The 24,728-nt window shown below is 66.7% G+C and carries 22 protein-coding genes; 7 read left to right on the top strand and 15 right to left on the bottom strand.

Translation table 11 applies throughout. The annotated features are described in order from the left end of the window. Positions 1-23: 23 nt before the first annotated feature. The 13 genes from I5803_RS07455 to I5803_RS07395 form a co-directional block, all read right to left on the bottom strand. Positions 24-2,915 carry a FimV/HubP family polar landmark protein gene (locus I5803_RS07455; protein ID WP_231402368.1) on the bottom strand — a complete coding sequence of 964 codons (2,892 nt, stop codon included), beginning with the start codon at positions 2,913-2,915 and terminating at the stop codon, positions 24-26. A 328-nt stretch (positions 2,916-3,243) separates the two neighbouring features. Beyond that, positions 3,244-4,392, bottom strand: a complete 1,149-nt coding sequence (gene asd, locus I5803_RS07450) for an aspartate-semialdehyde dehydrogenase (RefSeq protein WP_196985742.1) — start codon at positions 4,390-4,392, stop codon at positions 3,244-3,246. Positions 4,393-4,473: 81 nt separating this feature from the next. Then, positions 4,474-5,562 carry a 3-isopropylmalate dehydrogenase gene (gene leuB, locus I5803_RS07445; RefSeq protein WP_196985741.1) on the bottom strand — a complete coding sequence of 363 codons (1,089 nt, stop codon included), beginning with the start codon at positions 5,560-5,562 and terminating at the stop codon, positions 4,474-4,476. Positions 5,563-5,575: 13 nt separating this feature from the next. Further along, complete coding sequence (gene leuD / locus I5803_RS07440; RefSeq protein WP_196985740.1) at positions 5,576-6,241, bottom strand: 3-isopropylmalate dehydratase small subunit; 666 nt, start codon at positions 6,239-6,241, stop codon at positions 5,576-5,578. Positions 6,242-6,257: 16 nt separating this feature from the next. Continuing rightward, on the bottom strand, positions 6,258-7,679 hold the full coding sequence (gene leuC / locus I5803_RS07435; RefSeq protein WP_196985739.1) for a 3-isopropylmalate dehydratase large subunit: 1,422 nt from the start codon (positions 7,677-7,679) through the stop codon (positions 6,258-6,260). A 24-nt stretch (positions 7,680-7,703) separates the two neighbouring features. Next, positions 7,704-8,657 carry a LysR family transcriptional regulator gene (locus I5803_RS07430; RefSeq protein ID WP_196988493.1) on the bottom strand — a complete coding sequence of 318 codons (954 nt, stop codon included), beginning with the start codon at positions 8,655-8,657 and terminating at the stop codon, positions 7,704-7,706. Positions 8,658-8,810: 153 nt separating this feature from the next. Continuing rightward, complete coding sequence (gene gltA, locus I5803_RS07425) at positions 8,811-10,121, bottom strand: citrate synthase (RefSeq protein ID WP_196985738.1); 1,311 nt, start codon at positions 10,119-10,121, stop codon at positions 8,811-8,813. Between the two features lie 16 nt (positions 10,122-10,137). Next, positions 10,138-10,422 carry an FAD assembly factor SdhE gene (locus I5803_RS07420; protein WP_196985737.1) on the bottom strand — a complete coding sequence of 95 codons (285 nt, stop codon included), beginning with the start codon at positions 10,420-10,422 and terminating at the stop codon, positions 10,138-10,140. A gap of 13 nt (positions 10,423-10,435) precedes the next feature. Beyond that, positions 10,436-11,140, bottom strand: coding sequence for a succinate dehydrogenase iron-sulfur subunit (locus I5803_RS07415; protein ID WP_196985736.1), 705 nt, complete (start codon positions 11,138-11,140; stop codon positions 10,436-10,438). 39 nt (positions 11,141-11,179) lie between these two features. After that, complete coding sequence (sdhA, locus tag I5803_RS07410) at positions 11,180-12,988, bottom strand: succinate dehydrogenase flavoprotein subunit (RefSeq protein ID WP_196985735.1); 1,809 nt, start codon at positions 12,986-12,988, stop codon at positions 11,180-11,182. A gap of 2 nt (positions 12,989-12,990) precedes the next feature. Beyond that, positions 12,991-13,356: a succinate dehydrogenase, hydrophobic membrane anchor protein gene (gene sdhD / locus I5803_RS07405; RefSeq protein WP_196985734.1), complete on the bottom strand. Its 366-nt coding sequence runs from the start codon at positions 13,354-13,356 to the stop codon at positions 12,991-12,993. A gap of 22 nt (positions 13,357-13,378) precedes the next feature. After that, positions 13,379-13,813: a succinate dehydrogenase, cytochrome b556 subunit gene (sdhC, locus tag I5803_RS07400; protein WP_196985733.1), complete on the bottom strand. Its 435-nt coding sequence runs from the start codon at positions 13,811-13,813 to the stop codon at positions 13,379-13,381. Between the two features lie 134 nt (positions 13,814-13,947). Next, positions 13,948-14,733, bottom strand: coding sequence for a GntR family transcriptional regulator (locus I5803_RS07395; protein WP_196985732.1), 786 nt, complete (start codon positions 14,731-14,733; stop codon positions 13,948-13,950). Positions 14,734-14,904: 171 nt separating this feature from the next. On the opposite strand from I5803_RS07395, the gene I5803_RS07390 reads away from it, so the two are divergent. From I5803_RS07390 to I5803_RS07375, 4 genes are all read left to right on the top strand, one after another. Further along, positions 14,905-15,891, top strand: a complete 987-nt coding sequence (locus tag I5803_RS07390) for a malate dehydrogenase (RefSeq protein ID WP_196985731.1) — start codon at positions 14,905-14,907, stop codon at positions 15,889-15,891. A 92-nt stretch (positions 15,892-15,983) separates the two neighbouring features. Beyond that, entirely contained in the window at positions 15,984-16,970 is a 987-nt protein-coding gene (locus I5803_RS07385) for an HpcH/HpaI aldolase/citrate lyase family protein (protein ID WP_196985730.1), read from the top strand. Positions 16,971-16,993: 23 nt separating this feature from the next. Then, the gene (locus I5803_RS07380; protein WP_196985729.1) at positions 16,994-17,653 is read left to right on the top strand and encodes a hypothetical protein; all 660 of its coding nucleotides are present in this window, start codon (positions 16,994-16,996) and stop codon (positions 17,651-17,653) included. 41 nt (positions 17,654-17,694) lie between these two features. Further along, positions 17,695-20,280 carry a bifunctional aconitate hydratase 2/2-methylisocitrate dehydratase gene (locus tag I5803_RS07375; RefSeq protein WP_196985728.1) on the top strand — a complete coding sequence of 862 codons (2,586 nt, stop codon included), beginning with the start codon at positions 17,695-17,697 and terminating at the stop codon, positions 20,278-20,280. A gap of 59 nt (positions 20,281-20,339) precedes the next feature. Here the strand turns inward: I5803_RS07375 and I5803_RS07370 are convergent, their stop codons facing one another. Both I5803_RS07370 and I5803_RS07365 read right to left on the bottom strand, forming a co-directional pair. Continuing rightward, positions 20,340-20,855, bottom strand: coding sequence for a hypothetical protein (locus tag I5803_RS07370; RefSeq protein WP_196985727.1), 516 nt, complete (start codon positions 20,853-20,855; stop codon positions 20,340-20,342). A gap of 163 nt (positions 20,856-21,018) precedes the next feature. After that, complete coding sequence (locus I5803_RS07365; protein WP_231402367.1) at positions 21,019-21,849, bottom strand: helix-turn-helix domain-containing protein; 831 nt, start codon at positions 21,847-21,849, stop codon at positions 21,019-21,021. Positions 21,850-21,957: 108 nt separating this feature from the next. Between I5803_RS07365 and I5803_RS07360 the strand changes: the two genes are divergently transcribed. The 3 genes from I5803_RS07360 to I5803_RS07350 all read left to right on the top strand — a co-directional run bounded on the left by I5803_RS07360 (position 21,958) and on the right by I5803_RS07350 (position 24,683). After that, positions 21,958-22,362: a hypothetical protein gene (locus I5803_RS07360; RefSeq protein ID WP_196985725.1), complete on the top strand. Its 405-nt coding sequence runs from the start codon at positions 21,958-21,960 to the stop codon at positions 22,360-22,362. Positions 22,363-22,426: 64 nt separating this feature from the next. Beyond that, entirely contained in the window at positions 22,427-23,509 is a 1,083-nt protein-coding gene (gene serC, locus I5803_RS07355; protein WP_196985724.1) for a 3-phosphoserine/phosphohydroxythreonine transaminase, read from the top strand. After that, the gene (locus tag I5803_RS07350; protein ID WP_196985723.1) at positions 23,502-24,683 is read left to right on the top strand and encodes a phosphoglycerate dehydrogenase; all 1,182 of its coding nucleotides are present in this window, start codon (positions 23,502-23,504) and stop codon (positions 24,681-24,683) included. Before serC ends, I5803_RS07350 begins: the two co-directional genes overlap by 8 nt. The last annotated feature ends 45 nt before the right edge of the window (positions 24,684-24,728 follow it).

The following is a 24,728-nucleotide window of genomic DNA, read 5'->3' as shown; positions in this document are numbered from 1 at the left end:
TCGTGAGGAAGACGGGCGGCGCCTCAGCCGATTTCGGCGAGGAACTTCTGCGCCTTGCTCTTCAAGTCGCCCGAGGCTTCCGCGACGACTTCCTGGGCCAGCGAGCGAGCGCCGTCCGGGTCGCCGATGGCGTTGAATTCCTGGGCGAGGGCGAACTTCGTGGCCAGCGGGTCGCCGCTGGCGGAATCCTCGAATCCGGCCGTGCTTTCGCCGGACCTGCTGGAAGGACCCGAATCGATTTCTGGCAGGCCCTTGGCGGCGGCGGCAGGCGTGGCGGCCGCTGCGGCGGAAGCCGCCGGCGCGGGCGTCGCGCCGGGAAGATCGAGGGACAGGGAACCCAGGTCGAATTCGATCATGCCCGAGCTGTCCGCAGCCGGAGCGGCTGCCACCGGCGCTGCGGCGGGTGGCGGGGAAGCGGGGGGCGGTGCATCCAGGTCGAAGCTCAGCGCGTTGTCGTCCGCGGCGGGGGACTCGAGGTGGGCGGGCTCCGTGGGCGCTGACGTCATCGAAACCGTCGACGCGGAACCGAAATCCATGTCCAACGGGGGCATGGCATCGGATCCGGCGGGAGCGGGCGGCACCGTCATGGCCAGCGTCGGCTGCGGCGCCGGGGCAGGGGCGTAAGCACCCATCACGGGGGCCGCGGGTGCCGCGGCAGGTGCTTCGGCCGGCGAGTCCAGGTCGAAGTCGAGATCGAGGTCCAGATCGACCGGCGCGGCGGCCACCGGCTGGGTGGCTTGCGAACCTTGCGTGGCCTGCTGCGCCGACGTCGCGCTGAAGGCCGCGCCCGCGGCTGTGGCGGCAGCCGCTGCGGCCACAGCGCCTTCGGCGGGTGCGCCGCCCGGACGGTACAGCGGATTCGTCGCGTCCAGTTCGTGGCCGAGTTCGCAGATGTGTTCCCACACCGGGCCTTCACCGTGGGTGAGGCCGTAGGCCTCCGTAGCCACGAGCTCGAAGGCCTTGTTGTCGCGGCGCTTGGAGTAGATTTCCAGCAGCTTGCTGTGCACCGCCACGCGTTGCGGGTTGGTGCGCAGGGCTTCCTTGAGGATTTCCTCGGCCTGCAGGTCGCGCCCGTAGGCGAGGTACACGTCGGCTTCAGCCACCGGGTCCACATCGCCGGCGGCGTCGAGCTGGCTGGGCGAGTACACCATCGAGGAGCCGGTCGCGTTGCCCTCGTTGGTGTCGATGCGCTGGCCGCCGCTGGCGCCGAAGAAGGAATCGGGCTGCAGGCGGCTTTCCAGGAAGGAACTGTCGACCTGAGTCGACTTCTTGCGCTGCTGGGCGCGATAGAAACCGAAGCCGAGCAGGAAGGCCAGGATGCCGCCTATCGCAGCCGGGACCATCGGGTTTTCGAGGAGGTCGTCGAGGAAGCTGGTCTCGGCCTTGCGGGGCACCGCCGACGGCTTGGGTGCGGAGGCGGCGGCGACGGTCGCCGGCGCGGGAGCGCTGGCCGGCGCCGCGGCGGACGACGCAGGGCTGCTCGCGGCGGCACTTGCGCTGACGGAGGAGGGCATCGCGACAGGCGCGCTTGCGGCCGACGATGCAGGCGATGCGGAAGCGACTGCTGCCGAGGCCGACGGCGGGGACACGGTGGCCATCGGCGAGGCGCTCGATGCCACCGGAGACGGTGCGGCCACCACGGCCGGGGCCGCCGAGGCCGGCCTGGCCGCGGAGGCCGAGGCGGCGACGGGTGCGGACGCGGCTGCGGCAGGCGCAGAGGCAGGCTTGGCCGCCGAGGCAGGCGCGGTGGCCGTCACCATCGCCGGTGCGGAAGCCGGCTTGGCTGCCGGAGCCGAAGCAGCCGCGGATGCCGGTTTGCCGGCCGAACTCGCCGCCCCTGCGACGGGGACACCCACGCCAGGCCTCGCGCCGCTGGCGCCTGCGCCTGCCGGACCCGAAGCGGCGCTGAGCCGGTTCAGGTCGGCGATGTTCTTGTTCAACTCCGCCACGCGGGCGGCTGCGTCCTTGGCCGACCTCTCGCGCGCAATCTTGTCCTCGGCCGCCTTGCCTTGCACGGCACCCTTGGAAAGCGTGAGCTTGTCCGGAGCCGAGGCGCCGGGCTTCTTTTCCTGGACCTGCGCCTGGATCTTGCCGGAGGACTGGCGGTCTGCGGGCGCCACGTTCGTCGTCGGCAGGCCTTCGGCCAGGCGCCGACGGAATTCGTTGAAGTCGCGGCTCTGGGCGACCAGTGTTTGCTTCGCGTCGTCGGGGGGAATCAGGTTGGCGTCTTCGGTGGTCGGTACCGTCACGACGGCGCCGGCGCGCAGGCGGTTGATGTTGCCCCCGATGAAAGCGTCGGGGTTCGCGCGCAGCATGGCCACCAGCATCTGGTCCAGCGAGACGCTGGCGGGCTTGTTCGCCGCTGCGATCTTTCCTGCGGTGTCGCCGGCCTGCACGGTGACCTGCTTGCCGTCCCCGGACGGCGCGCGTGACGCCGCTGCGGGCGCGGGACGTTCCGCGGGCGCACGGGCGGCTGGCGCGGCCGGCGCGACGGAGGGCGCGCGGGCTGAAGGAGCGGGGGCCGGAGCCGGTGCGCGCGTGGAAGGCGCCGCCGGCGTCACCTGGGCGGCGAGCGGCGCCGCGTTCGAGCGCAGGGCCGGCGGGTCGAACAGCATCGTGTAGTCGCGCACGATGCGGCCGGAGGACCAGGTGGTTTCCAGGATCAGGTCGACGAAGGGATCGTTGACGGCCCGGTTGCTGGACAGCTGCAGGAAGTGGCGGCCGTCGGGCCGGCGCTGCAAGGTGATGACGATGCCCGAGAGCGTCGGGTTGAATTCGAAACCGGCTGCGCGGAATGCTTCAGGTGACGCCACCGCCGTACGCAGGCTGGCGATTTCTTCCGCGTTGATTTCGGGAACGTCGATCTCGGCCCGCAGCGGCTCGCCGAGAGCCGACTGGACCGTGATGCGACCCAAGCCAAGAGCGTAAGCAGTCGATGTGGAAACACCCAGCAACGCCGCCGCCGCGATTGCCAGAGCGGTAGCGCGCCATTGCGGCTTCGTCATCGGTTTTTGCGCCCCCATTGCTCGGTCTGCAGGCAATTTTTTTCTCATCATGCGGACAAACGCCTCGACGCTGAATTTGCTAAAAGGACCATAACATCAATGTCTTAGGCTGACAAGCTGAGACAGCTTTTAACTTCCGCACGCACTCTCGGTGCGCACATGCACCACGCACGTTGTTGTGATGTGACAACGGCCTGTCACCATCGGTGACAGGCCGTCGTTCGCGGCTCGGGCGGGATTATGCGTCGAGAAGGATGCGCAGCATCCGGCGCAGCGGCTCCGCCGCGCCCCACAGCAACTGGTCGCCGATCGTGAATGCGCCGACATACTCCGGGCCCATCGCGAGCTTGCGGATGCGGCCCACCGGGATGCCCAGCGTGCCGGTCACCGACACGGGCGTCAGGTCCTTGAGCGTCGCTTCTCGGTTGTTCGGCACCACCCGCACCCATTCGTTGTCCGCCGCGATCATCTGTTCGATGTCCGCCACGGGAACGTCCTTGCGCAGCTTGAAGGTGAGCGCCTGGCTGTGGCAGCGCATGGCGCCGACGCGAACGCAGAAGCCGTCCACGGGCGTCGCGGGCTTGGCAAAGCCGGGGCCCTGGCCCAGGATCTTGTTGGTCTCGGCACCGGCCTTCCATTCTTCCTTGCTCATGCCGTCGCCGAGGTCCTTGTCGATCCAGGGGATGAGCGAGCCGCCCAGCGGCACGCCGAAGTTGGCGGTCTCTTCGCCGGACATGGACTGCTGGCGCGCGAGCACCTTGCGGTCGATCTCCAGGATCGCGGACTTGGGGTCGTCCAGCAGGCCGCGCACCTCGGCGTTGAGCGTGCCGAACTGCGTGAGGAGTTCGCGCATGTGCTGGGCACCCCCGCCGGATGCCGCTTGGTAGGTCATGCTGCTCATCCACTCGACGAGGCCGGCCTTGTACAGCGCGCCCACGCCCATCAGCATGCAGCTCACGGTGCAGTTGCCGCCGATCCAGTTGCGCCCGCCCTTGACCAGCGCCGACTTGATCACCGGCATGTTCACCGGGTCCAGCACGATGACGGCGTCATCCTTCATGCGCAGGGTCGATGCCGCGTCGATCCAGTGGCCGGTCCAGCCGGCGGCGCGCAGCTTGGGAAAGACTTCGGTCGTGTAGTCGCCACCCTGCGCGGTGATGACGATGTCGCACTTCTTCAGCGCGTCGATGTCGAACGCGTCCTTGAGCGTGATCTCGTTCTTCGCCTGCGCCGGGGCCTTGCCGCCCGCGTTGGAAGTCGAGAAGAACACCGGCTCGATCAGGGCGAAGTCGCCCTCGGCCTGCATGCGGTCCATGAGGACCGAGCCGACCATGCCGCGCCAGCCGACCAGGCCGACCAGCGGCTGCTGTCCGTTGGAGAGTTTCATTTCAGATCGCCCTTTCTAGAAAAATCAATCTCTGGTCCCCGGCTCGTCTGGCCGGGGAAGGGCGCGACGAACCGGAGCTTGCTAGCCCTTGGTGGTCTTTTTGGTAATCGCGGCCACGACGGCGTCGCCCATCTCGCGCGTGCCGACTTTCGTGGTGCCGCTGGAATGGATGTCCGCGGTGCGCAGGCCCGAGGCCAGCACGGCCTTCACCGCGGACTCGATACGGTCGGCGGCGGCGGCTTGGTTGAGGGAGAAGCGGAGCATCATGGCGGCAGAGAGGATTGTAGCCAAAGGATTGGCGATGCCCTTGCCCGCGATGTCCGGCGCGCTGCCGTGGCTGGGCTCGTACAGCCCCTGGTTGCTGGCGTTCAGGCTGGCCGAAGGCAACATGCCGATTGAACCCGTCAGCATCGCGGCCTCGTCGGACAGGATGTCGCCGAACATGTTGCCCGTTACCACGACGTCGAACTTCTTGGGCGCCTTCACCAGCTGCATCGCCGCGTTGTCCACGTACATGTGGTCGAGCTCGACGTCCGGGTATTCCTTGCCGACTTCCGTGACGATGTCCTTCCAGAACTGGAAGGTCTCGAGCACGTTGGCCTTGTCGACGCTGGTGACGCGCTTGCTGCGCTTGCGGGCGGCCTCGAAGGCGACGCGCGCGATGCGCTCGACTTCGGGACGCGAATAGCGCATGGTGTCGAAGGCTTCTTCGCTGCCGGGGAAGTGCCCGTCGACGGCGGTGCGCCGGCCGCGCGGCTGGCCGAAGTAGATGTCGCCCGTGAGCTCGCGGATGATGAGGATGTCCAGGCCCGCGATGAGTTCCGGCTTGAGGCTGGATGCGCCGACCAGTTCCTCGTAGCAGATGGCCGGGCGGAAGTTCGCGAAGAGGCCGAGGTTCTTGCGCAGGCCGAGGATCGCCTGCTCCGGGCGCAGCGCGCGTTCGAGCTTGTCGTACTTCCAGTCGCCCACGGCGCCGAAGAGGACGGCATCCGCTTCCTTCGCGAGCTTGAGCGTGGCTTCGGGCAGCGGGTGGCCATGGGCTTCGTAGGCGGCGCCGCCGACCAGCGCGGTCTCCGATTCGAACTTCAGGTCGAGCGCGTGCAGGACCTTCACCGCTTCCGCGACGATTTCCGTGCCGATGCCGTCGCCGGGGAGGATTGCGATTTTCATGAGCGTGCAGGGTTCAGTTGACGAGGGAATGGGCGAGCCAGGGCTTGGAGGCGAGGCGCTCGGCTTCGAAGGCGCGGATCTTGTCGGCCTGGCGCAGCGTGAGTCCGATATCGTCGAAGCCGTTCATGAGGCAGAACTTGCGAAACGGCTGCACGTCGAATTCGAATGCCTTTCCGTCCGGCTTGACGACCAGCTGGCGGTCGAGGTCGATCGTGAGCTCGTAGCCCGGAAATGCCTGGGCGGAATCGAACAGTTCGCTCACCTGCGCATCCGGCAGGACGATCGGGAGCAGCCCGTTCTTGAAGCAGTTGTTGAAGAAGATGTCGGCGTAGCTCGGCGCGATGATCGCGCGAAAGCCGTACTGGTCCAGCGCCCACGGCGCGTGCTCGCGCGAGGACCCGCAGCCGAAGTTCTTGCGCGCGAGCAGGATGGAGGCGCCCTGGTAGCGCGGCTGGTTCAGCACGAAGTCCGGGTTGGGCTTGCGCGTGGCGGGGTCCTGGCCGGGCTCGCCGTGGTCCAGGTAGCGCCATTCGTCGAACAGGTTCGGGCCGAAGCCGGTCTTGCGGATCGACTTCAGGAATTGCTTGGGGATGATCGCGTCGGTGTCGACGTTCTCGCGATCCATCGGGGCGACGAGGCCCTTGTGGACGGTGAAGGGCTTGAGGGCTACGGTGCTCATCGTACGTTCTCCTGGCTCAGGCGAATTGGCGGACATCGACGAAGTGGCCGTGCACGGCGGCGGCCGCGGCCATCGCCGGGCTGACCAGGTGCGTGCGGCCCCCCGCGCCTTGCCGGCCTTCGAAGTTGCGGTTGCTGGTGGATGCGCATCGCTCGCCGGGCTCGAGCCTGTCGGCGTTCATCGCCAGGCACATGGAACATCCCGGCTCGCGCCATTCGAAACCCGCGGCCTTGAAGATCTCGTGCAGGCCTTCGCGCTCGGCCTGCTCCTTCACGAGCCCCGAACCCGGGACCACCAAGGCGAGCTTCACGTTGCGCGACACCTTGCGGCCCAGCTTGCGAACCATCGCGGCGGCCTCGCGCATGTCCTCGATGCGGCTGTTGGTGCACGAGCCGATGAAGACCTTGTCGACGTGGATGTCGTTGAGCGCCTTGCCGGGCTCGAGCCCCATGTACGTCAATGCGCGCTCGATCGCGCCGCGCTTGTTCGCGTCCTTCTCCCGGTCGGGGTCCGGCACGCGCGCGTCGATGCCGAGCACCATCTCGGGGGAGGTACCCCAGGTGACCTGGGGGATGATGGACGAGGCGTCGAGTTCGACGACGGTGTCGAACTTCGCGCCCGCGTCGGACTGCAGCGTCTTCCAGTACGCCACGGCATGATCCCATTCGACGCCGGTGGGCGCGAGGGGGCGGCCCTTCACGTACTCGATGGTCTTGTCGTCCACCGCCACGAGCCCGGCACGCGCGCCCGCTTCGATTGCCATGTTGCAGACCGTCATGCGGCCCTCCATCGACAGCGAGCGGATCGCCGAGCCGGCGAACTCGATCGTGTAGCCCGTGCCGCCGGCCGTGCCGATACGGCCGATGACGGCCAGCACGATGTCCTTGGCCGTGACGCCGGGCGCGAGCCGGCCCTCGACCTTCACCAGCATGTTCTTCGCCTTCTTGGCGAGCAGCGTCTGCGTCGCCATCACGTGCTCGACCTCGCTCGTGCCGATGCCGTGCGCGAGCGCGCCGAACGCGCCATGGGTCGAGGTGTGCGAGTCCCCGCAAACGACGGTCATGCCCGGCAGCGTCGCGCCCTGCTCGGGGCCGATCACGTGCACGATGCCCTGGCGCTTCGACAGGAAGGGGAAATAGGCCGCCGAGCCGAACTCGCCGATGTTCTTGTCTAGCGTGGTGACCTGCTCCTTGCTGATCGGGTCGTCGATGCCGTCGTACCCGCGCTCCCAGCCGGTGGTGGGCGTGTTGTGGTCCGCCGTGGCGACGATGGAGCTCACGCGCCATACCTTGCGCCCGGCCTGCCGCAGGCCCTCGAAAGCCTGGGGGCTCGTCACTTCATGCACGAGATGGCGGTCGATGTAGAGGATGGCGGTGCCGTCCTCCTCGGTGTGGACGACGTGCTCGTCCCAGATCTTGTCGTAGAGGGTTCTTGCCATGGTCTGTTCTCTCGCTTGGGATGGCTAGGAGGCGGCCAGTTCGGCCGCTTCGATGACGGGGACGCGCGCGGTGAGGTGTTCCACCAGCAGGCGGCCCGTGACGGGAAGGGTGGAGAAGTCGCGCGACACGAGGTCGATGCGGCGGTCGGCCCAGGCATCGGTGAGGCGAACGCTTTCCAGATCGCCGACGCCGTGCATCAACTCGAAGGCGCGGCGCGGCATCACGCCCACGCCGAGGCCGTTGTGGATCATGCGGCACATCGCGTCCAGCCCGGTGACGTGGATGCGAAGCCGGATGTTGCGGCCCGCGAGCGCGGCGGCGTCGCGCATCGCGAGGTAGACGGAGCTGTTCGAATGCAGGCCCACGTGGTCGCAATCGAGCGTGTCCTCGAACGCGACCGCCTTGCGGCGCGCCAGCGCATGCCGGCGCGGGACGATCAGCACGAGCTGGTCTTCACGATAAGGGCGCGTCTGCAGGCCGTGGCCGGGCGACAGCACCGCCGAATTGCAGATGCCCAGGTCGGCGGCGCCTTCCTGCACGGCGCGAACGACCTCGGTGGAGAGGTGCTCCTCGAGGTCGATCTTCACTTCGGGGTGGGCGCTGATGAATTCGCCGAGGTCTTCGGGCAGGAACTGCACGACTGCCGAAATGCTCGCGTGCACCCGCACGTGGCCGCGCACGCCGTCGGCGTATTCGCTCAGCTCGCCCTGCATCTTCTCCAGGCTGAAGAGCACGGAACGCGCGTGGTGCAGCAGGCTTTCGCCGGCAGGCGTCAGGTCCACCCCGCGGGTGTGGCGGTAGAGCAGCGGGGTGTCGAGCGTCGCCTCCAGGTCCGACAGGCGCTTGCTCACGGCGGAGGCGGCGATGAACTCGCGCTCCGCGGCCTTGCCGATGCTCCCCAGCTCACACACGGCCACGAACAGCTGGAGCGACGTGAGGTCGATCCGGCGTGCGAAGTTGCGTTCCGAGGGCTTCATGGCGGTGATGGCTTGAGTCATCGCGGTTGGCGATGGGAGAAGGCGATTTTCCCCTAAAACAGGGGATTTCGGCATCGCGAACCGAGATGGCCATGCTGCCCGGCTGGAAACGAAAAAGCCCGCCGAAGCGGGCTTTGCGCGGACCGCGGCGGTTCAGCGCTGCGCGAGCGGCTTCACGTCGCGCTTCACCGAGCCGGTGAAGAGCTGGCGCGGACGGCCGATCTTGTATTCCGGGTCGCCGATCATTTCGTTCAGCTGGGCGATCCAGCCCACGGTGCGCGCCGCCGCGAAAATCGCGGTGAAGAGCGACACCGGGATGCCGATCGCGCGCTGCACGATGCCGGAGTAGAAGTCCACGTTCGGGTAGAGCTTGCGGGAGACGAAGTATTCGTCTTCCAGCGCGATCTTCTCGAGCGCCATCGCGAGCTTGAACAGGGGGTCGTTTTCCAGGCCGAGCTCGCCCAGCACTTCCTTGCAGGTTTCCTGCATGAGCTTGGCACGCGGGTCGTAGTTCTTGTAGACGCGGTGCCCGAAGCCCATCAGCTTGATGCCGGAGTTCTTGTCCTTCACCTGCTTGATGAATTCGCCGATCTTCTCGACGCCGCCCGCCTTCTGGATGTCGTAGAGCATGTTGAGCGCCGCCTCGTTGGCGCCGCCGTGCGCGGGGCCCCAGAGGCAGGCCACGCCCGCCGCGATGGCCGCGAACGGGTTCGTGCCCGACGAGCCGCACAGCCGCACGGTGGAGGTCGATGCGTTCTGCTCGTGGTCCGCGTGCAGGATGAAGATGCGGTCGAGCGCGCGCTCGAGCACCGGGCTCACGGTGTAGGGCTCGCAAGGCGTGGCGAACATCATGTGCAGGAAGTTGCCTGCGTAGCTGAGTTCGTTCTTCGGGTACATGTACGGCTGGCCTGCGCTGTACTTGTAGGCCATGGCAACCAGCGTCGGCATCTTGGCGATCAGGCGGATCGCGGCGATCTCGCGGTGCTCCGGGTTGTTGATGTCCGTGCTGTCGTGATAGAAGGCCGACAGGGCGCCGACCAGGCCGGTCATGATGGCCATCGGGTGCGCGTCGCGGCGGAAGCCCCGCAGGAAGAACTGCATCTGCTCGTTGACCATGGTGTGCATGGTCACGGTGCGCGTGAACTTCTTCTTGCCTTCCTCGTTGGGCAGCTCTCCGTACAGCAGCAGGTGGCAGGTTTCCATGAAGTCGCACTTCGTCGCGAGCTGCTCGATGGGGTAGCCGCGATAGAGCAGTTCACCCTTGTCGCCGTCGATGTAGGTGATGGCCGACTGGCACGCGGCCGTGGACATGAAGCCCGGGTCGTACGTGAACATGCCGGTCTGCGCGTACAGCTTGCGGATGTCGATCACGTCGGGGCCGACGCTGCCCTTGTAGACAGGTAGTTCGACGTTCGGGCTGCCGTTGGAGAACGACAGGGTGGCCTTGTTGTCAGCGAGTTCCATGGCTTTCTTCCTTTAACTAATCGGTTGGCCTGCTTCGCAGCATCGCAAGCACTTCACGCACGGGCTTCGTGTCCAGTTCGCCCTCCGGCTCCTTGCGCCGCAAATGCAGGTCCAGCAAGTCGTTGTCGGGCAGATCCATCAACTCATTCAGCGCCGCCGCCTGACCGGTGGTCAGCGACGCTTCGTAGCGGCTGAAGAACCGTTCGATGAACAGGTCGTTCTCCAGCAAACCGCGGCGGCACCGCCATTTCAGTTTGGAGAGCGCCCGCTCGTCAAGCAGGTCGTCAGCTTTCGCGTCCATATCCGGTGGTGCGTCAGATCGACCGGCGCACCATCAATTCCTTGATCTTGCCGATGGCCATGGTCGGGTTCAGGCCCTTCGGGCACACATCCACGCAATTCATGATCGTGTGGCAGCGGAAGAGCCGGTACGGGTCTTCCAGGTTGTCCAGTCGCTCGGCGGTGGCTTCGTCGCGGCTGTCGGCGATGAAGCGGTAGGCCTGCAGCAGCCCGGCCGGGCCGACGAATTTGTCCGGGTTCCACCAGAAGCTCGGGCAACTCGTGGAGCAGCTCGCGCACAGGATGCACTCGTACAGGCCGTTGAGCTCCTCGCGTTCCTCGGGCGACTGCAGGCGTTCCTTCTCGGGCGGCACGTTGTCGTTGATGAGGTAGGGCTTGATCGAGTTGTACTGCTTGAAGAACTGCGTCATGTCCACGATCAGGTCGCGGATGACGGGCAGGCCGGGCAGTGGCTTGAGCACGATGGTGCCCTTGAGCGTGAGCATGTTGGTGAGACATGCGAGGCCGTTCTTGCCGTTGATGTTCATCGCGTCCGAGCCGCACACGCCTTCGCGGCAGGAGCGGCGGAAGGAAAGCGTCGGGTCCTGCGCCTTGAGCTTCATCAGGGCGTCCAGCAGCATGCGCTCGTGGCCGTCGAGTTCGATCTCGATGGTCTGCATGTACGGCTTGGCGTCCTTGTCCGGGTCGTAGCGGTAGATCTGGAAGGTCCGTTTTTCCATGGCTTTATCCGTTTAATTTAGTCGTTGCTGCGGTAGGTACTAGAACGTACGGACCTTGGGGGGAACGCTGTCGACGGTGAGCGGCTTGAGCTGCACCGGCTTGTACGACAGGCGGCTGCCTTCGCTGTACCACAGGGTGTGCTTCATCCAGTTGGCGTCGTCGCGGCCCATCGGCGCCTGCGGGTCGTCCACCGGCTTTTCGTAGTCGCTCACGGTGTGGGCGCCACGGCATTCCTTGCGCGCGGCGGCCGACACGATGGTGGCCTGCGCGCACTCGATCAGGTTCTCGACCTCCAGCGCCTCGATGCGGGCGGTGTTGAAGACTTTGGACTTGTCCTTGAGCGCCAGGGAATTCACGCGGCTGCGGATGGCGGCGATCTTGCCGACGCCTTCGTCCATGCTCGCCTGCGTGCGGAACACGCCCGCGTGCAACTGCATGCTCGCGCGGATGTCGTTGGCGACGTCCTGCGCGTATTCGCCGGAGGCGGTGTTTTCGAGGCGGTTCAGGCGTTCCAGCGTGCGGTCCGCGGCGTCGGCGGGCAGATCCTTGTGGGACTTGCTGCGGCTCGCGAATTCCACGATGTGGTTGCCCGCGGCCCGGCCGAACACCAGCAGGTCCAGCAGCGAGTTGGTGCCCAGGCGGTTGGCGCCGTGCACGCTCACGCAGGAGCATTCGCCCACCGCGTAGAGGCCGTTGACCACCTCGTTGTGCACGCCGCCGTTCTGCACGACGACCTGCCCGTTGACGTTCGTCGGGATGCCGCCCATCTGGTAGTGGATGGTCGGCACCACCGGGATCGGCTCCTTGGTGATGTCGACGTTGGCGAAGTTCACGCCGATCTCGTACACCGAGGGCAGGCGCTTGTGGATGGTCTCGGCGCCCAGGTGGTCGAGCTTGAGCAGCACGTAGTCCTTGTTGGGACCGCAGCCGCGGCCTTCCTTGATCTCCTGGTCCATCGAGCGGGAGACGAAGTCGCGCGGCGCGAGGTCCTTCAGGGTGGGGGCGTAGCGCTCCATGAAGCGCTCGCCGTTGCTGTTGAGCAGGATCGCGCCTTCGCCGCGGCAGCCTTCCGTGAGCAGCACGCCCGCGCCGGCGACGCCGGTGGGGTGGAACTGCCAGAACTCCATGTCTTCCAGCGGGATGCCGGCGCGCGCCGCCATGCCCAGGCCGTCGCCGGTGTTGATGAAGGCATTCGTCGACGCCGCGAAGATCCGTCCCGCGCCGCCCGTGGCGAGCAAGGTGGTCTTCGCCTCGAGGATGTGCAGGTCGCCCGTTTCCATCTCGAGCGCCGTGACGCCGACGACGTCGCCTTCCGCATCGCGGATCAGGTCGAGCGCCATCCACTCGACGAAGAAGCTGGTCTTGGCCTTGACGTTCTGCTGGTACAGCGTGTGCAGCATCGCGTGGCCGGTGCGGTCCGCCGCGGCGCAGGCGCGCTGCACGGGCTTCTCGCCGTAGTTGGCGGTGTGGCCGCCGAACGGGCGCTGGTAGATCGTGCCGTCCGGGTTGCGGTCGAAGGGCATGCCCATATGCTCGAGGTCGTACACGACCTTGGGTGCTTCGCGGCACATGAACTCGATCGCGTCCTGGTCGCCGAGCCAGTCGGAGCCCTTCACGGTGTCGTAGAAGTGGTAGTGCCAGTTGTCCTCGGACATGTTGCCCAGCGACGCCCCGATGCCGCCCTGCGCCGCGACGGTGTGCGAACGGGTCGGAAAGACCTTCGAGAGCACGGCGACGTTCAGGCCCGCGCGCGCGAGCTGCAGCGACGCGCGCATGCCGGAGCCCCCGGCCCCGACGATGACGACGTCGAACTTGCGCTTGGTGATGTTCTTGTTGGTATACGACATGCTCAGAGTCTCCAGAGAACTTGAATCGCCCAGCCGGCGCAGGCCGTAAGCCAGACGATGGTGAAGACTTGCAGCACGAGACGCAGCCACACGGCCTTGATGTAATCCATCCACACGTCGCGCATGCCCACCCAGACGTGCCAGAGGAGCGCGGCGATCACGGTGAAGGTCAGCACCTTCATCCATTGCGACGAGAAGATCCCCGCCCATTTGTCGTATCCCATCGGGCCGCGCGAGAAGATGACCTGCAGCAGGACGATAAGGGTGAAGAGAGCCATCAGCGCGGCGGTGACGCGCTGGCTGAGCCAATCGCGCAGGCCGTAGTGCGCGCCGACGACGATGCGCTTGGAGCCGTAGTTCACGGACATGTTGTTGTTCCCGTTGTTCTTGTCAGTAGAGGCCGAAGAGCTTGGCGCCCAGGACGAGCGTGAGCAGGACGCTCGCGCCCAGCGTGACCTGCGCGGAACGGAAGCCGAATTCCTTCGTCACGGCCGCGTGGCTCACGTCCATCCAGAGGTGCCGCAAGCCGGCGATGAGGTGGTGCAGGTAGGCCCAGATCAGCGCCAGCACCACGAGCTTCATGAACCAGCCCGGAAAAATCCAAAGGCCGCTCGTGAAAGCGGCCCGGAACTTGGCGAAGGAGATTTCGGAGGAGACGGACTTGTCGAACATCCAGATGATGAACGGCATCAGGAGGAACATCATCGCGCCGCTGATACGGTGCAGGATGGACACGATGCCCGCGGCGGGCAGCCGGTAGGAGGGGAGGTCCGTCAATGCGTGGATGTTGCGAAACTCGGGCCGCTTCTTGGCTGGCTCTGTCATGGCTTGGCTTTCTTGGTGGTGCGCATGTGCGGTTCGTGACGGAAATAAGCAGACAACCCAAAATTCTATTGCAATGCACCAAACTGACACGGGGCCTTCATGAAATCCATACGGCCGCGGTCATCGGCGTGTGGTCAGCTCAATTCGTTGCGGTAGTGGTGGGTCTCCGTGACGTACAGCCCGCGCCGCAGTTCCATCGGCACGTCGTTATAGGTGTAGGCCACCCGCTCGACGCTCAGGAGCGGCGTGTGTTGCTCCACTTTCAATAGCATGGCCTGTTGCGCGTCTGCCGCCACCGCGCGGATGCGCTCCTCGGCGCGCACCATGCGCACGCCGAATTCCACCTCGAACATGGCGTAGGTCGGCCCGTGGTATCCCGCCATCTGCCCGGCATTGAGGCCCTTGAACGCGTTGCCCGGCAGCCAGAGGTCTTCCAGGATGGTGGGCACGCCGCCGAAGGACAGGATACGGCGCACCTGCACCACCGGGTCGCCGGTGCGCAGGCCCAGCGTGCGGGCGATGTCGGCGCTCGCGCGAGCGCGTTTGCACTCCAGCACCTCACGCTGCGCGGGCCCTTCGGTGTCCACGTCGCCGCTGTCGGGAATGAGCCGCAGGAAGCGATAGCGCACGTGCTGCTCCGCGTGCGTCGCCACGAAGGTGCCCTTGCCCTGGCGGCGCACCAGGAGGTTTTCCGCCGCGAGCTCGTCGATCGCCTTGCGCACCGTGCCCTGGCTCACGCGAAAGCGCGCGGCGAGCTCGATTTCGCTCGGGATCGCCTCGCCCGGCTTCCATTCTCCGTCCTGCAGGCTTTGCAGGATCAGCACCTTGATCTGCTGGTACAGCGGGCTGAACGCGGGCGTGGCCTGCACCGCGCCGTCGGCGGCGGCGCTGTCGTTGCTGGAGGGAGGTGTCTGCGACATCGCGGGACAGGTGCTGCGGAATTCGTGCTGCGATACGCGTGCTGGAAAGGGCGGGGCCCACCGTTGAAGTGGTCGAATCATATCTTATATAAGACATAAGACAAATTGACGTGCTAGGGTTTTCGCGGGTAAACTTCGCGGTTCCCCCCACACGAAATTTCGGAGATTTCCATGAGCAAAAAGCCCGTCCGCGTTGCCGTCACAGGCGCTGCCGGCCAGATCGGTTACGCCCTGCTGTTTCGCATTGCCTCCGGCGAGATGCTGGGCAAGGACCAGCCCGTCATCCTGCAATTGCTCGAAATCCCCGACGAGAAGGCCCAGAAGGCGCTCAAGGGCGTGATGATGGAGCTCGAGGATTGCGCGTTCCCCCTGCTGGCCGGCATGGAAGCCCACAGCGACCCGATGACGGCCTTCAAGGACACCGACTACGCGCTGCTGGTCGGCTCGCGTCCCCGCGGCCCGGGCATGGAGCGCGCCGAGCTGCTCGCCGTCAACGGCGCCATCTTCACGGCACAAGGCAAGGCGCTCGACAAGGTCGCGAGCCGCAACGTCAAGGTGCTGGTCGTGGGCAACCCCGCCAACACGAACGCCTACATCGCGATGAAGAGCGCCCCGAGCCTGCCGCGCGAGAACTTCACCGCCATGCTTCGCCTCGATCACAACCGCGCTCTGAGCCAGATCGCCGCCAAGACCGGCAAGGCCGTCGCCGACATCGAGAAGCTCACCGTGTGGGGCAACCATTCGCCGACCATGTACGCCGACTACCGCTTCGCCACCGTCGGCGGCAAGGCCGTCAAGGACCTGATCAACGACCAGGTCTGGAATGCCGAGACCTTCCTCCCCACCGTCGGCAAGCGCGGCGCCGCGATCATCGAAGCGCGTGGCCTCTCGTCGGCCGCTTCCGCCGCCAACGCCGCGATCGACCACATGCGCGATTGGGCCCTGGGCACCAACGGCAAGTGGGTCACCATGGGCGTGCCCTCCAACGGCGACTACGGCATCCCGAAGGACATCATGTTCGGTTTCCCCGTCACCACCAAGGACGGCAAGTATGAAATCGTGAAGGGCCTGGAGATCGACGCGTTCAGCCAGGAGCGGATCAACAAGACCCTGAAGGAACTGCAGGACGAACAGGCCGGCGTCGCCCACCTGCTCTGAAAGCGGGTGAAGTGAGCGACGACGGGCCGCCCCTAGGCGCGAAGACCCCCTCGGGGGGCAGCGTAGTACACGAAGTGACAAGCGTGGGGGCCATGCTTCATCCGCGCGATATCCTCCTGGGCGCCCAGGCGCAGACTGGTTTTCTTCCGGTTTGCGACCACTACAGCGGTGTCGAGGCGCGGATGCGAAAGAGCCTGCAGCTGCAGGCCGAGATGACCGAGGAATTCGGCGCCTGCGTCTTCGATGTCACGCTCGACTGCGAAGACGGCGCGCCCGTCGGCGGTGAAGCCGAGCATGCGGCGCTGGTCGTCGCGCTCGCCTCCCTCGCCAGCGACAAGGCGCGTGTCGCGGTGCGCGTCCATCCCGTCGACCACCCGGCATTCGAGCAGGACATCGCCACCATCGCAGGCAAGGCCGGCAAGAAGCTTTCGCACGTGATGGTGCCCAAGGTGGAATCCGTCGCGGACGTGGAGCGCGCGGCCGCCGCGCTCGATGCCGCCGGTGCACAGCGCCTGCCGCTGCACGTGCTGATCGAATCGCCGGCCGCGGTGCATCGCGCCTTCGACATCGCCGCGCATCCGCGTGTGCAATCGCTCAGCTTCGGCCTGATGGATTTCGTGTCCGCGCATGGCGGCGCGATTCCCGCAGCGGGCATGGGCATCGACGGCCAGTTCACGCATCCGCTGGTCGTGCGCGCGAAGCTCGAAATTGCTTCGGCCTGCCACGCGCACGGCAAGGTGCCCGCGCACGGCGTGGTCACTGAATTCAAGAACACGAAGGCGCTGGGTGCGGCCGCCCGCCGCGCCGCGCAGGAACTGGGCTTCACGCGCATGTGGAGCATCCACCCGGACCAGATCCGGCCGATCCTGGAGGCGTTCTCGCCCGGGACGCAGGAGATCGAGACCGCCGCGAAGATCGTGGAGGCTGCCGCGCGTGCGGACTGGGCGCCGATCAGCCACGACGGCAAGCTGGAAGACAGGGCGAGCTATCGCTACTACTGGCAGGTACTGGAGCGCGCCCACCGCACCGGCAGGAAACTGCCCGATGGCGTGCGGGCCTGGTTCACGGCCGCGCCTTGATGCATACACGGAGACAACCACAGATGAAGTTCCTTCTCACCGCGACGCTGATCGCCCTGGCGCCGGCACTGTCGCTGGCGCAGGCGCCTGCCAAGGCGAAGTCCGCGCCTGCTTCGGCCGCGAAGGCCACGGTCAAGAAGCGGGGCGGCCAGGTCGTGCCTAAGACGACCGAGGAAAAGATCGAGATCGACGACGACCCCGCGGTGAAACTGACGCCCGCCGACCTGGAAGTCGCGAAGCTCGTCCATACGGGCGACATCGCGTGCGAGCTGGGCGCCACCGTCCACGTGACCCCGCACAAGCGCGAGGGCTTCTTCATCGTCCGCGTGGGCCTGCAGCGCTTTCGCATGCACCCCGTCGAGAGCCGCACGGGCGCCATCCGGCTGGAGGATCCCGTCGGCGGCGCGATGTGGCTGCAGTTGAGCAACAAGTCGATGCTCATGAGCCAGAAGCTGGGCCGAAGGCTCGCCGACGAGTGCATGAGCACGGCGCAGTCCGCGGTGGCGGATGCCCTCAAGAAGAACCCGATGCCCAGCCTGCTGGAGCCGCTGCCGGCGGCCAGCGCTGCCGCATCCGCGCCGGTTGCGGCGGCATCCGCGCCGGCGGCCGCCGCCTCGGCACCGGTCGCGGCTGCGTCCGCTCCCCCGCAGGCATCGGCGCCCGCCGCGCCGGCGTCGAAATGAACGTGACTGTCCAGAGAATTTGAAACCGAACGGAGAACACCATGTTGCAAGCCTATGTTGAACACGTCGCCGAACGCGCCGCGATGGGAATCCCGCCGCAGCCCCTGTCGGCCAAGCAGACTTCCGACCTGATCGAACTGCTGAAGAACCCCTCTGCCGCGGAAGCGGACTTCCTGCTGAACCTCATCACGAACCGCGTGCCCGCGGGCGTGGACGACGCGGCGAAGGTGAAGGCCAGCTACCTTGCCGCCGTGGCGCACGGCACCGAGAAGTGCATGATCATCAGCCGCGCGAAGGCGACCGAACTGCTCGGCACCATGCTCGGCGGCTACAACATCAGTCCGCTGATCGACCTGCTGGACGACGGGGAAGTCGGCGCCGTCGCGGCCGATGGCCTGAAGAAGACGCTGCTCATGTTCGACCAGTTCCACGACGTCAAGGAAAAGGCCGACAAGGGCAACGCCAACGCGAAGGCCGTGCTGCAAAGCTGGGCGGACGCCGAATGGTTCACCTCCCGTCCCGAAGTGCCGGAAAGCATCAAGGTCACGATCTTCAAGGTCTCGGGCGAGATCAACACCGACGACCTGTCTCCCGCGCCCGACGCGTGGAGCCGCCCGGACATCCCGCTGCACGCGCTCGCGATGCACAAGAACCCGCGCCCCGGCATCACCCCCGAGGAAGAGGGCAAGCGCGGCCCGGTGAAGTTCATCGAGGAGCTCAAGGCCAAGGGCAACCTGGTGGCCTACGTCGGCGATGTCGTCGGCACCGGTTCGTCGCGCAAGTCGGCGACCAACAGCGTGCTGTGGTGGACCGGCCAGGACATCCCGTTCGTTCCGAACAAGCGCTTCGGCGGCGTGTGCCTGGGCGGCAAGATCGCCCCGATTTTCTACAACACGATGGAAGACGCGGGCGCGCTGCCGATCGAGCTGGATGTGAGCAAGATGGAGATGGGCGACGTCGTCGAACTGCGCCCCTACGAAGGCAAGGCGATCAAGAACGGCGAAGTCATCGCCGAGTTCAAGGTCAAGAGCGACGTGCTGTTCGACGAAGTCCGCGCCGGCGGCCGCATCCCGCTGATCGTGGGCCGCGGGCTCACGGCCAAGGCGCGCGAAGCCCTGGGCCTGCCGCCTTCCACGCTGTTCCGCCTGCCCACCCCGCCGGTGGACACGAAGAAGGGCTTCACGCTCGCGCAGAAGATGGTCGGCCGCGCCTGCGGCTTGCCGGAAGGCCAGGGCATCCGCCCGGGCACCTATTGCGAGCCGAAGATGACCTCCGTGGGTTCGCAGGACACGACCGGCCCGATGACGCGCGACGAGCTGAAAGACCTCGCGTGCCTCGGCTTCTCCGCCGACCTCGTGATGCAGTCCTTCTGCCACACCGCCGCGTACCCGAAGCCCGTCGACGTGAAGATGCACCACGAGCTGCCGGACTTCATGTCCACGCGCGGCGGCGTCTCGCTGCGCCCCGGCGACGGCGTGATCCACAGCTGGCTGAACCGCCTGCTGCTGCCCGACACGGTGGGCACGGGCGGCGACAGCCACACGCGTTTCCCCATCGGCATTTCTTTCCCCGCAGGCTCCGGCCTCGTGGCTTTCGCGGCCGCCACCGGCGTCATGCCGCTGGACATGCCCGAATCGGTGCTGGTGCGCTTCAAGGGCCAGATGCAGCCGGGCGTCACGCTGCGGGACTTGGTCAACGCGATCCCGCTGTACGCCATCAAGCAGGGCCTGCTGACGGTCGAGAAGAAGGGCAAGAAGAACATCTTCTCCGGCCGCATCCTCGAGATCGAGGGCCTGCCCGACCTGAAGGTCGAACAGGCTTTCGAGCTGTCCGACGCGTCCGCCGAGCGCTCGGCCGCCGGCTGCACGGTGCACCTGAACAAGGAGCCCATCATCGAGTACGTCAACAGCAACATCACGCTGATGCGCTGGATGATTTCGCAGGGCTATGCGGACGCACGCACGCTGGGTCGCCGCATCGCCGCGCAGGAAGCCTGGCTGAAGGATCCGCAGCTGCTCAAGGGTGACGACGATGCCGAGTATGCCGCGGTGATCGAGATCGACCTGGCGGACGTGCACGAACCCATCGTCGCCTGCCCGAACGATCCGGACGACGTGAAGACGCTGTCGGAAGTCGCGGGCGCGAAGATCGACGAGGTCTTCATCGGCTCGTGCATGACCAACATCGGCCACTTCCGCGCGGCGTCCAAGCTGCTCGAAGGCAAGCGCGACATCCCGGTCAAGCTGTGGGTTGCGCCGCCCACCAAGATGGACGCGACGCAACTGACGGAAGAGGGCCATTACGGCGTGCTCGGCCAGGCGGGTGCGCGCATGGAAATGCCGGGCTGCTCGCTGTGCATGGGCAACCAGGCGCAGGTGAAGGAAGGCGCCACCGTGTTTTCCACCAGCACGCGCAACTTCCCCAACCGCCTGGGCAAGAACAGCAACGTGTACCTCGGTTCCGCCGAGCTCGCGTCGATCTGCTCCAAGCTCGGCCGCATCCCGACGAAGGAGGAGTACATGCTCGACATGGGCGTGCTCACCGCCGCGAGCGACAAGGTCTACCAGTACCTGAACTTCGACAAGATCGACGACTACCAGTCGGCCGCGGACAAAGTGCCCGCCTGAGTTTTCCGGCGCAAAGAAAAAGCGGCCCGAGGGCCGCTTTTTTCATGGAAGGCCGCTGCTTAGTTGCGGTCGGCCTTGGCCATGCGCTTGCCGGACATGCCGGTGCTGGACGTGTCCGTGTTGGAGCCCATGGTGGTGGAGCTGCTCGTCGAGCCGCCCATGGTGCTGCCGCTGGACGACGTATTGCCGGCGGTCTGCGAGCTGCTCGAACCCGTCGGGCTGGAAGTCGTGCTGGCCGTCGAATCGGTGGACGACGTGGAAGGTGCCGCGCCCATCGTGGAGGTCGAGCCGGCCGTCGTGCCCGTCGTGTTGCCGGCGGTCGTGTTGCTGGTGGAGGAGCCGGCAGCGGCGCCCGTGGAACCTGCCGTGCCCGAGCCGCCGCCTGCCGTGGCCGCCGTGCCCGTCGAGCCCGACGTCCCTGCAGAGGTACCCGCGCCGCCGCCGGTGGCGCTGGCGCCCGCGCTCGTGCCGCCCGTGCCTGCAGAGCCGCTGCCTTGCGAGAAGGCGACACCGAAGGTGCCTGCCAGCGAGGCGGCGAGGACGGTCATGGCGAGTTTGCGATGGATGGATTTCATGGATGCTCCCTAAGGTGTGAGTGGGTGGAGCGCCACGGAATGCGGCGCGCTGATGCATGTTGTGTCGGCTGGCGCGTGCGCATCGTCGGCCTTTCTGCCGCACGTGCGTCGGCGTGCGCTGACGCCGCGTTGCCACTGCTCAGGCAGTCGAACCCGGAGGCGATCAGCGCGGTGCGAGCGAGCGCAGCACGCTACCGGTGTGCGCATCCGCAGGGAAGAATGTTTCCAGTGCGAGTTCCTGAAGGGTCACGTCCACCGGCGTGCCGAAGACGGTGGTGGTGCTGATGAAGCTCAGCACGCCATGACGGGTGCGGAACCTGAACGGCATGGCGATACCCAGGTGCTCGCCGTCGATGTGCAAGCCGTCGGCATCCGCCGGAGCGGGATAGCCGCGCAACTCCTCCAGCAAGGCCGCGAGCGTGGCGTCACCCGTCGCGTGGATCTGCTGCCGCAGCCGCTCGAAGAGATGTGATCGCCACTGGTGCAGGTTGACGATCTTCGGCGCGAGGCCCTGGGGGTGCAGCGACAGGCGCAGCACGTTGACGGGGCCTTGCAGCAGCGAAGGGTCCGCGCCTTCGAGCAGGTGCGGCAGCATGCGATTGGCGGCCAGCAGGTTCCAGTGCCGGTCCACCGCGAGGGCGGGGTAGGGCTCGTGGCTGCGCAGGATCAGGTCGACGGCCTCGCGGGCCGACGCCAGCGCGGGATCGTCGAGCGGGCGCTCGCGGTACATCGGCGCGTAGCCCGCGGCCACGAGCAGTGCGTTGCGTTCGCGCAGCGGGACCTCCAGCCGTTCGGCCAGGCGCAGCACCATCTCGCGGCTGGGCACCGAGCGGCCGGTTTCGACGAAGCTCAGGTGGCGGGTCGAGATGTCCGCCTCCTGCGCGAGGTCGAGCTGGCTCAGGCGCCGGTGCTGGCGCCAGTGCCGCAGGTGTTCGCCGAAAGCACGTGGCGTGGTGCGGCGGGACGGGGTCGCGCCGGAGGTCGCGGTGTTCATGGACCGCATCGTAGTGCGGGCGCCGCGCCTTGCCCATGACCTCGCGGGTAATCGACGCGGTGCGGCGCACGGCGAATGATCGCGCCACTTCGTCATCAAGGAGCCCTCATGTCCCTCTTCGCTTCCCCCCGGTTTCTTCGCCACGTGCTTTTCGCGGATGCCGCCTCGTGCGTCGCCACGGGGCTCGCGCAAGTCCTGTTCGCCAACTTCCTCGCCACGTGGCTGGGGCTTCCCGCGTGGCTCCTGACGGCCACCGGATGGTTCCTCCTCGCCTACGCGGCCGTGGTCGCCTTCACGGCTTCGCGGCCCGTCGTTGCGCACGGGTGGGTCCGGCTGTTCGTCGCCGGCAACCTCGCCTGGGCCGTGCTCTGCGTTGCCGTGCTCGCGGGTGGCGTCTTGTCGCCGGGCAAGCTCGGGATGGCCTGGATCCTGGCGCAGGCAGTGGTCGTCGTCGTATTGGCCGAACTTCAGTGGATGTCGCTGCGCAGGGCTCCGGCCGTCGGCTGGGCCTGACGCGGGCGCGGGGCTGCATTGCAGGCGGGAAAGGGGATTTCCTTTCTTGTATGCTGGCTGCACTATGACCCGCGTTTTCAACTTCAGCCCCGGACCCGCCACCCTGCCCGAAGCCGTGCTTCGCCGCGCCGCCGACGAGATGCTCGACTGGCACGGCTGCGGCATGTCCGTGATGGAAATGAGCCATCGCGGCAAGGACTTCATGTCGATCTTCGCGGAGACGGAAAGCCTCGCGCGCGAACTGCTGGCCGTTCCCGCGAACTACAAGGTGCTGTTCATGCAGGGCGGCGCACTGGGCGAGAACGCGATCGTGCCGATGAACCTGATCGGCAGGACGGGCAAGGCCGACTACGTCGTCACCGGCGACTGGTCCAAGAAATCGCTGAAGGAAGCCGGCAAGTACGGCGCTGCGCGCATCGCGGCGTCCGGCGATGCGAGCAACTTCACCGCCATCCCGAAACAGTCCGAATGGAAGCTCGATCCGGCCGCGTCGTACGTGCACATCTGCTCGAACGAAACGATCGGCGGCGTCGAATACCACTGGACGCCGGATACGGGCAGCACGCCGCTGGTGGCGGACATGTCGTCCAACATCATGTCGCGTCCCATCGACGTGAGCCGGTACGGAGTGATCTACGCGGGCGCCCAGAAGAACATGGGCCCTTCGGGCGTCACGCTCGTGATCGTCCGCGACGACCTGCTGGGGCACGCGCTGCCGATCACGCCTTCGGCCTTCAACTACCAGGTGCAGGCCGAGAACGAATCGATGTACAACACGCCGCCCACCTACGCCATCTACATCGCCGGGCTGGTGTACCAGCACATCAAGGCGAGCGGCGGCCTGGCGGCGATGGAGAAGCACAACGCGCAGAAGGCGGCGCTCCTGTACGACTTCCTCGACGAGAGCCGCTTCTTCACGAACAAGGTCGCGAAGGCGGACCGCTCGCTCATGAACGTCACCTTCTGGCTCAAGGACGCTGCGCTGGACGACGAATTCGTGAAGGGTGCCCAGGCCAGGGGCATGGTGCAGCTGAAGGGCCACCGCTCGGTCGGCGGCATGCGCGCGTCCATCTACAACGCGATGCCGGCCGAGGGCGTGAAGGCGCTCGTCGCCTACATGAAGGACTTCGAGGCGAGGCATGCCTGACCCCTTCCGGGTGCTGGTGCTCAACCAGGTTTCGGCCAGCGGGCTGAAACGGTTGCCGTCCGACACCTATGTGGTCGGCAAGGAAGTCACCGACCCGGATGCCGTGCTGCTGCGCTCGGCGGACATGCACGCGATGGACATCCCGCCGGGCGTGAAGGCGATCGGCCGCTGCGGCGCGGGCACCAACAACATCCCCGTCGCCGCGATGAGTGCACGCGGCGTGCCGGTCTTCAACGCGCCCGGTGCCAATGCCAACGCAGTGAAGGAACTGGTCCTCGCCGGCATGCTCATGGCCGCGCGCAACCTGGCGCCCGCCCAACGCTTCGTGGACCTGCTCGACCCGGGCGCCGCCGACCTCGAGAAGGCGGTCGAGGCCGGCAAGAAGGACTTCGCGGGCACCGAGCTCGCAGGGCAGACCCTCGGCATCATCGGCCTCGGTAAGATCGGCAGCCTCGTCGCCGACGCTGCGATCAAGCTCGGGATGAACGTGCTGGGCTACGACCCAGAAATCACCGTCGATGCCGCTTGGAGCCTGCCTGCGCAGGTGAAGAAGGCCGCCGGCGTGAACGACGTGCTCAAGAGCGCGAACTTCATCACCCTGCACGTCCCCTTGCTGGACGCCACCCGCAACCTCGTCAACGCGAAGAACCTGGCGCTGGCGAAACAGGGGGCGGTCCTGCTCAATTTCTCGCGCGAGGGCGTGGTCGACGACGAGGCCGTGCTCGCGGCCCTGGACCGCAAGGATCTCGGCTGGTACGTGTGCGATTTCCCCGGCTCGCGCATCCTGCGGCACGCCAGAGTCATCGCCTTGCCCCATCTGGGTGCGTCCACGCACGAGGCGGAGGAGAACTGCGCCGTCATGGTCGCCGACCAGCTGCGTGATTTCCTCGAGCACGGCAACATCGCGAACGCGGTGAACTTCCCGAACGTGAGCATGGAGCGCGAGTCGCGGTTCCGCGTCGCCATCGCCAATGCCAACGTGCCGAACATGCTGGGCCAGATCTCCACCGCCATGGCGCGCGCCGGCCTGAACATCCACACGATGGTGAACAAGTCGCGCGGCGACATGGCCTACACGCTGGTCGACGTGGACAGCCCCGTGGGCGAGGAAGTCATTGCCGCGTTGAAGCGGATCGGGGGCGTGCTGGCGGTGCGTTACCTTCCCCAGCCCTAAGGTCGTTGTTCTGGTTGCAAAATGGGTGCAAGAGCAACAACACGA

Source organism: Caenimonas aquaedulcis (assembly GCF_015831345.1).
Taxonomy (GTDB): domain Bacteria; phylum Pseudomonadota; class Gammaproteobacteria; order Burkholderiales; family Burkholderiaceae_C; genus Ramlibacter; species Ramlibacter aquaedulcis.
This window is presented reverse-complemented; position numbering and strand designations above follow the sequence as displayed.

Bases quoted from the DNA above. Each gene is read 5' to 3' on its own strand.
- asd (WP_196985742.1), bottom strand. From the start codon at position 4,392: ATGAAACTCTCCAACGGACAGCAGCCGCTGGTCGGCCTGGTCGGCTGG.
- leuB (WP_196985741.1), bottom strand. From the start codon at position 5,562: ATGAAAATCGCAATCCTCCCCGGCGACGGCATCGGCACGGAAATCGTC.
- leuD (WP_196985740.1), bottom strand. From the start codon at position 6,241: ATGAGCACCGTAGCCCTCAAGCCCTTCACCGTCCACAAGGGCCTCGTC.
- leuC (WP_196985739.1), bottom strand. From the start codon at position 7,679: ATGGCAAGAACCCTCTACGACAAGATCTGGGACGAGCACGTCGTCCAC.
- I5803_RS07430 (WP_196988493.1), bottom strand. From the start codon at position 8,657: ATGAAGCCCTCGGAACGCAACTTCGCACGCCGGATCGACCTCACGTCG.
- gltA (WP_196985738.1), bottom strand. From the start codon at position 10,121: ATGGAACTCGCTGACAACAAGGCCACCCTGTCGTTCTCCAACGGCAGC.
- I5803_RS07420 (WP_196985737.1), bottom strand. From the start codon at position 10,422: ATGGACGCGAAAGCTGACGACCTGCTTGACGAGCGGGCGCTCTCCAAA.
- I5803_RS07415 (WP_196985736.1), bottom strand. From the start codon at position 11,140: ATGGAAAAACGGACCTTCCAGATCTACCGCTACGACCCGGACAAGGAC.
- sdhA (WP_196985735.1), bottom strand. From the start codon at position 12,988: ATGTCGTATACCAACAAGAACATCACCAAGCGCAAGTTCGACGTCGTC.
- sdhD (WP_196985734.1), bottom strand. From the start codon at position 13,356: ATGTCCGTGAACTACGGCTCCAAGCGCATCGTCGTCGGCGCGCACTAC.
- sdhC (WP_196985733.1), bottom strand. From the start codon at position 13,813: ATGACAGAGCCAGCCAAGAAGCGGCCCGAGTTTCGCAACATCCACGCA.
- I5803_RS07395 (WP_196985732.1), bottom strand. From the start codon at position 14,733: ATGTCGCAGACACCTCCCTCCAGCAACGACAGCGCCGCCGCCGACGGC.
- I5803_RS07390 (WP_196985731.1), top strand. From the start codon at position 14,905: ATGAGCAAAAAGCCCGTCCGCGTTGCCGTCACAGGCGCTGCCGGCCAG.
- I5803_RS07385 (WP_196985730.1), top strand. From the start codon at position 15,984: ATGCTTCATCCGCGCGATATCCTCCTGGGCGCCCAGGCGCAGACTGGT.
- I5803_RS07380 (WP_196985729.1), top strand. From the start codon at position 16,994: ATGAAGTTCCTTCTCACCGCGACGCTGATCGCCCTGGCGCCGGCACTG.
- I5803_RS07375 (WP_196985728.1), top strand. From the start codon at position 17,695: ATGTTGCAAGCCTATGTTGAACACGTCGCCGAACGCGCCGCGATGGGA.
- I5803_RS07370 (WP_196985727.1), bottom strand. From the start codon at position 20,855: ATGAAATCCATCCATCGCAAACTCGCCATGACCGTCCTCGCCGCCTCG.
- I5803_RS07365 (WP_231402367.1), bottom strand. From the start codon at position 21,849: ATGAACACCGCGACCTCCGGCGCGACCCCGTCCCGCCGCACCACGCCA.
- I5803_RS07360 (WP_196985725.1), top strand. From the start codon at position 21,958: ATGTCCCTCTTCGCTTCCCCCCGGTTTCTTCGCCACGTGCTTTTCGCG.
- serC (WP_196985724.1), top strand. From the start codon at position 22,427: ATGACCCGCGTTTTCAACTTCAGCCCCGGACCCGCCACCCTGCCCGAA.
- I5803_RS07350 (WP_196985723.1), top strand. From the start codon at position 23,502: ATGCCTGACCCCTTCCGGGTGCTGGTGCTCAACCAGGTTTCGGCCAGC.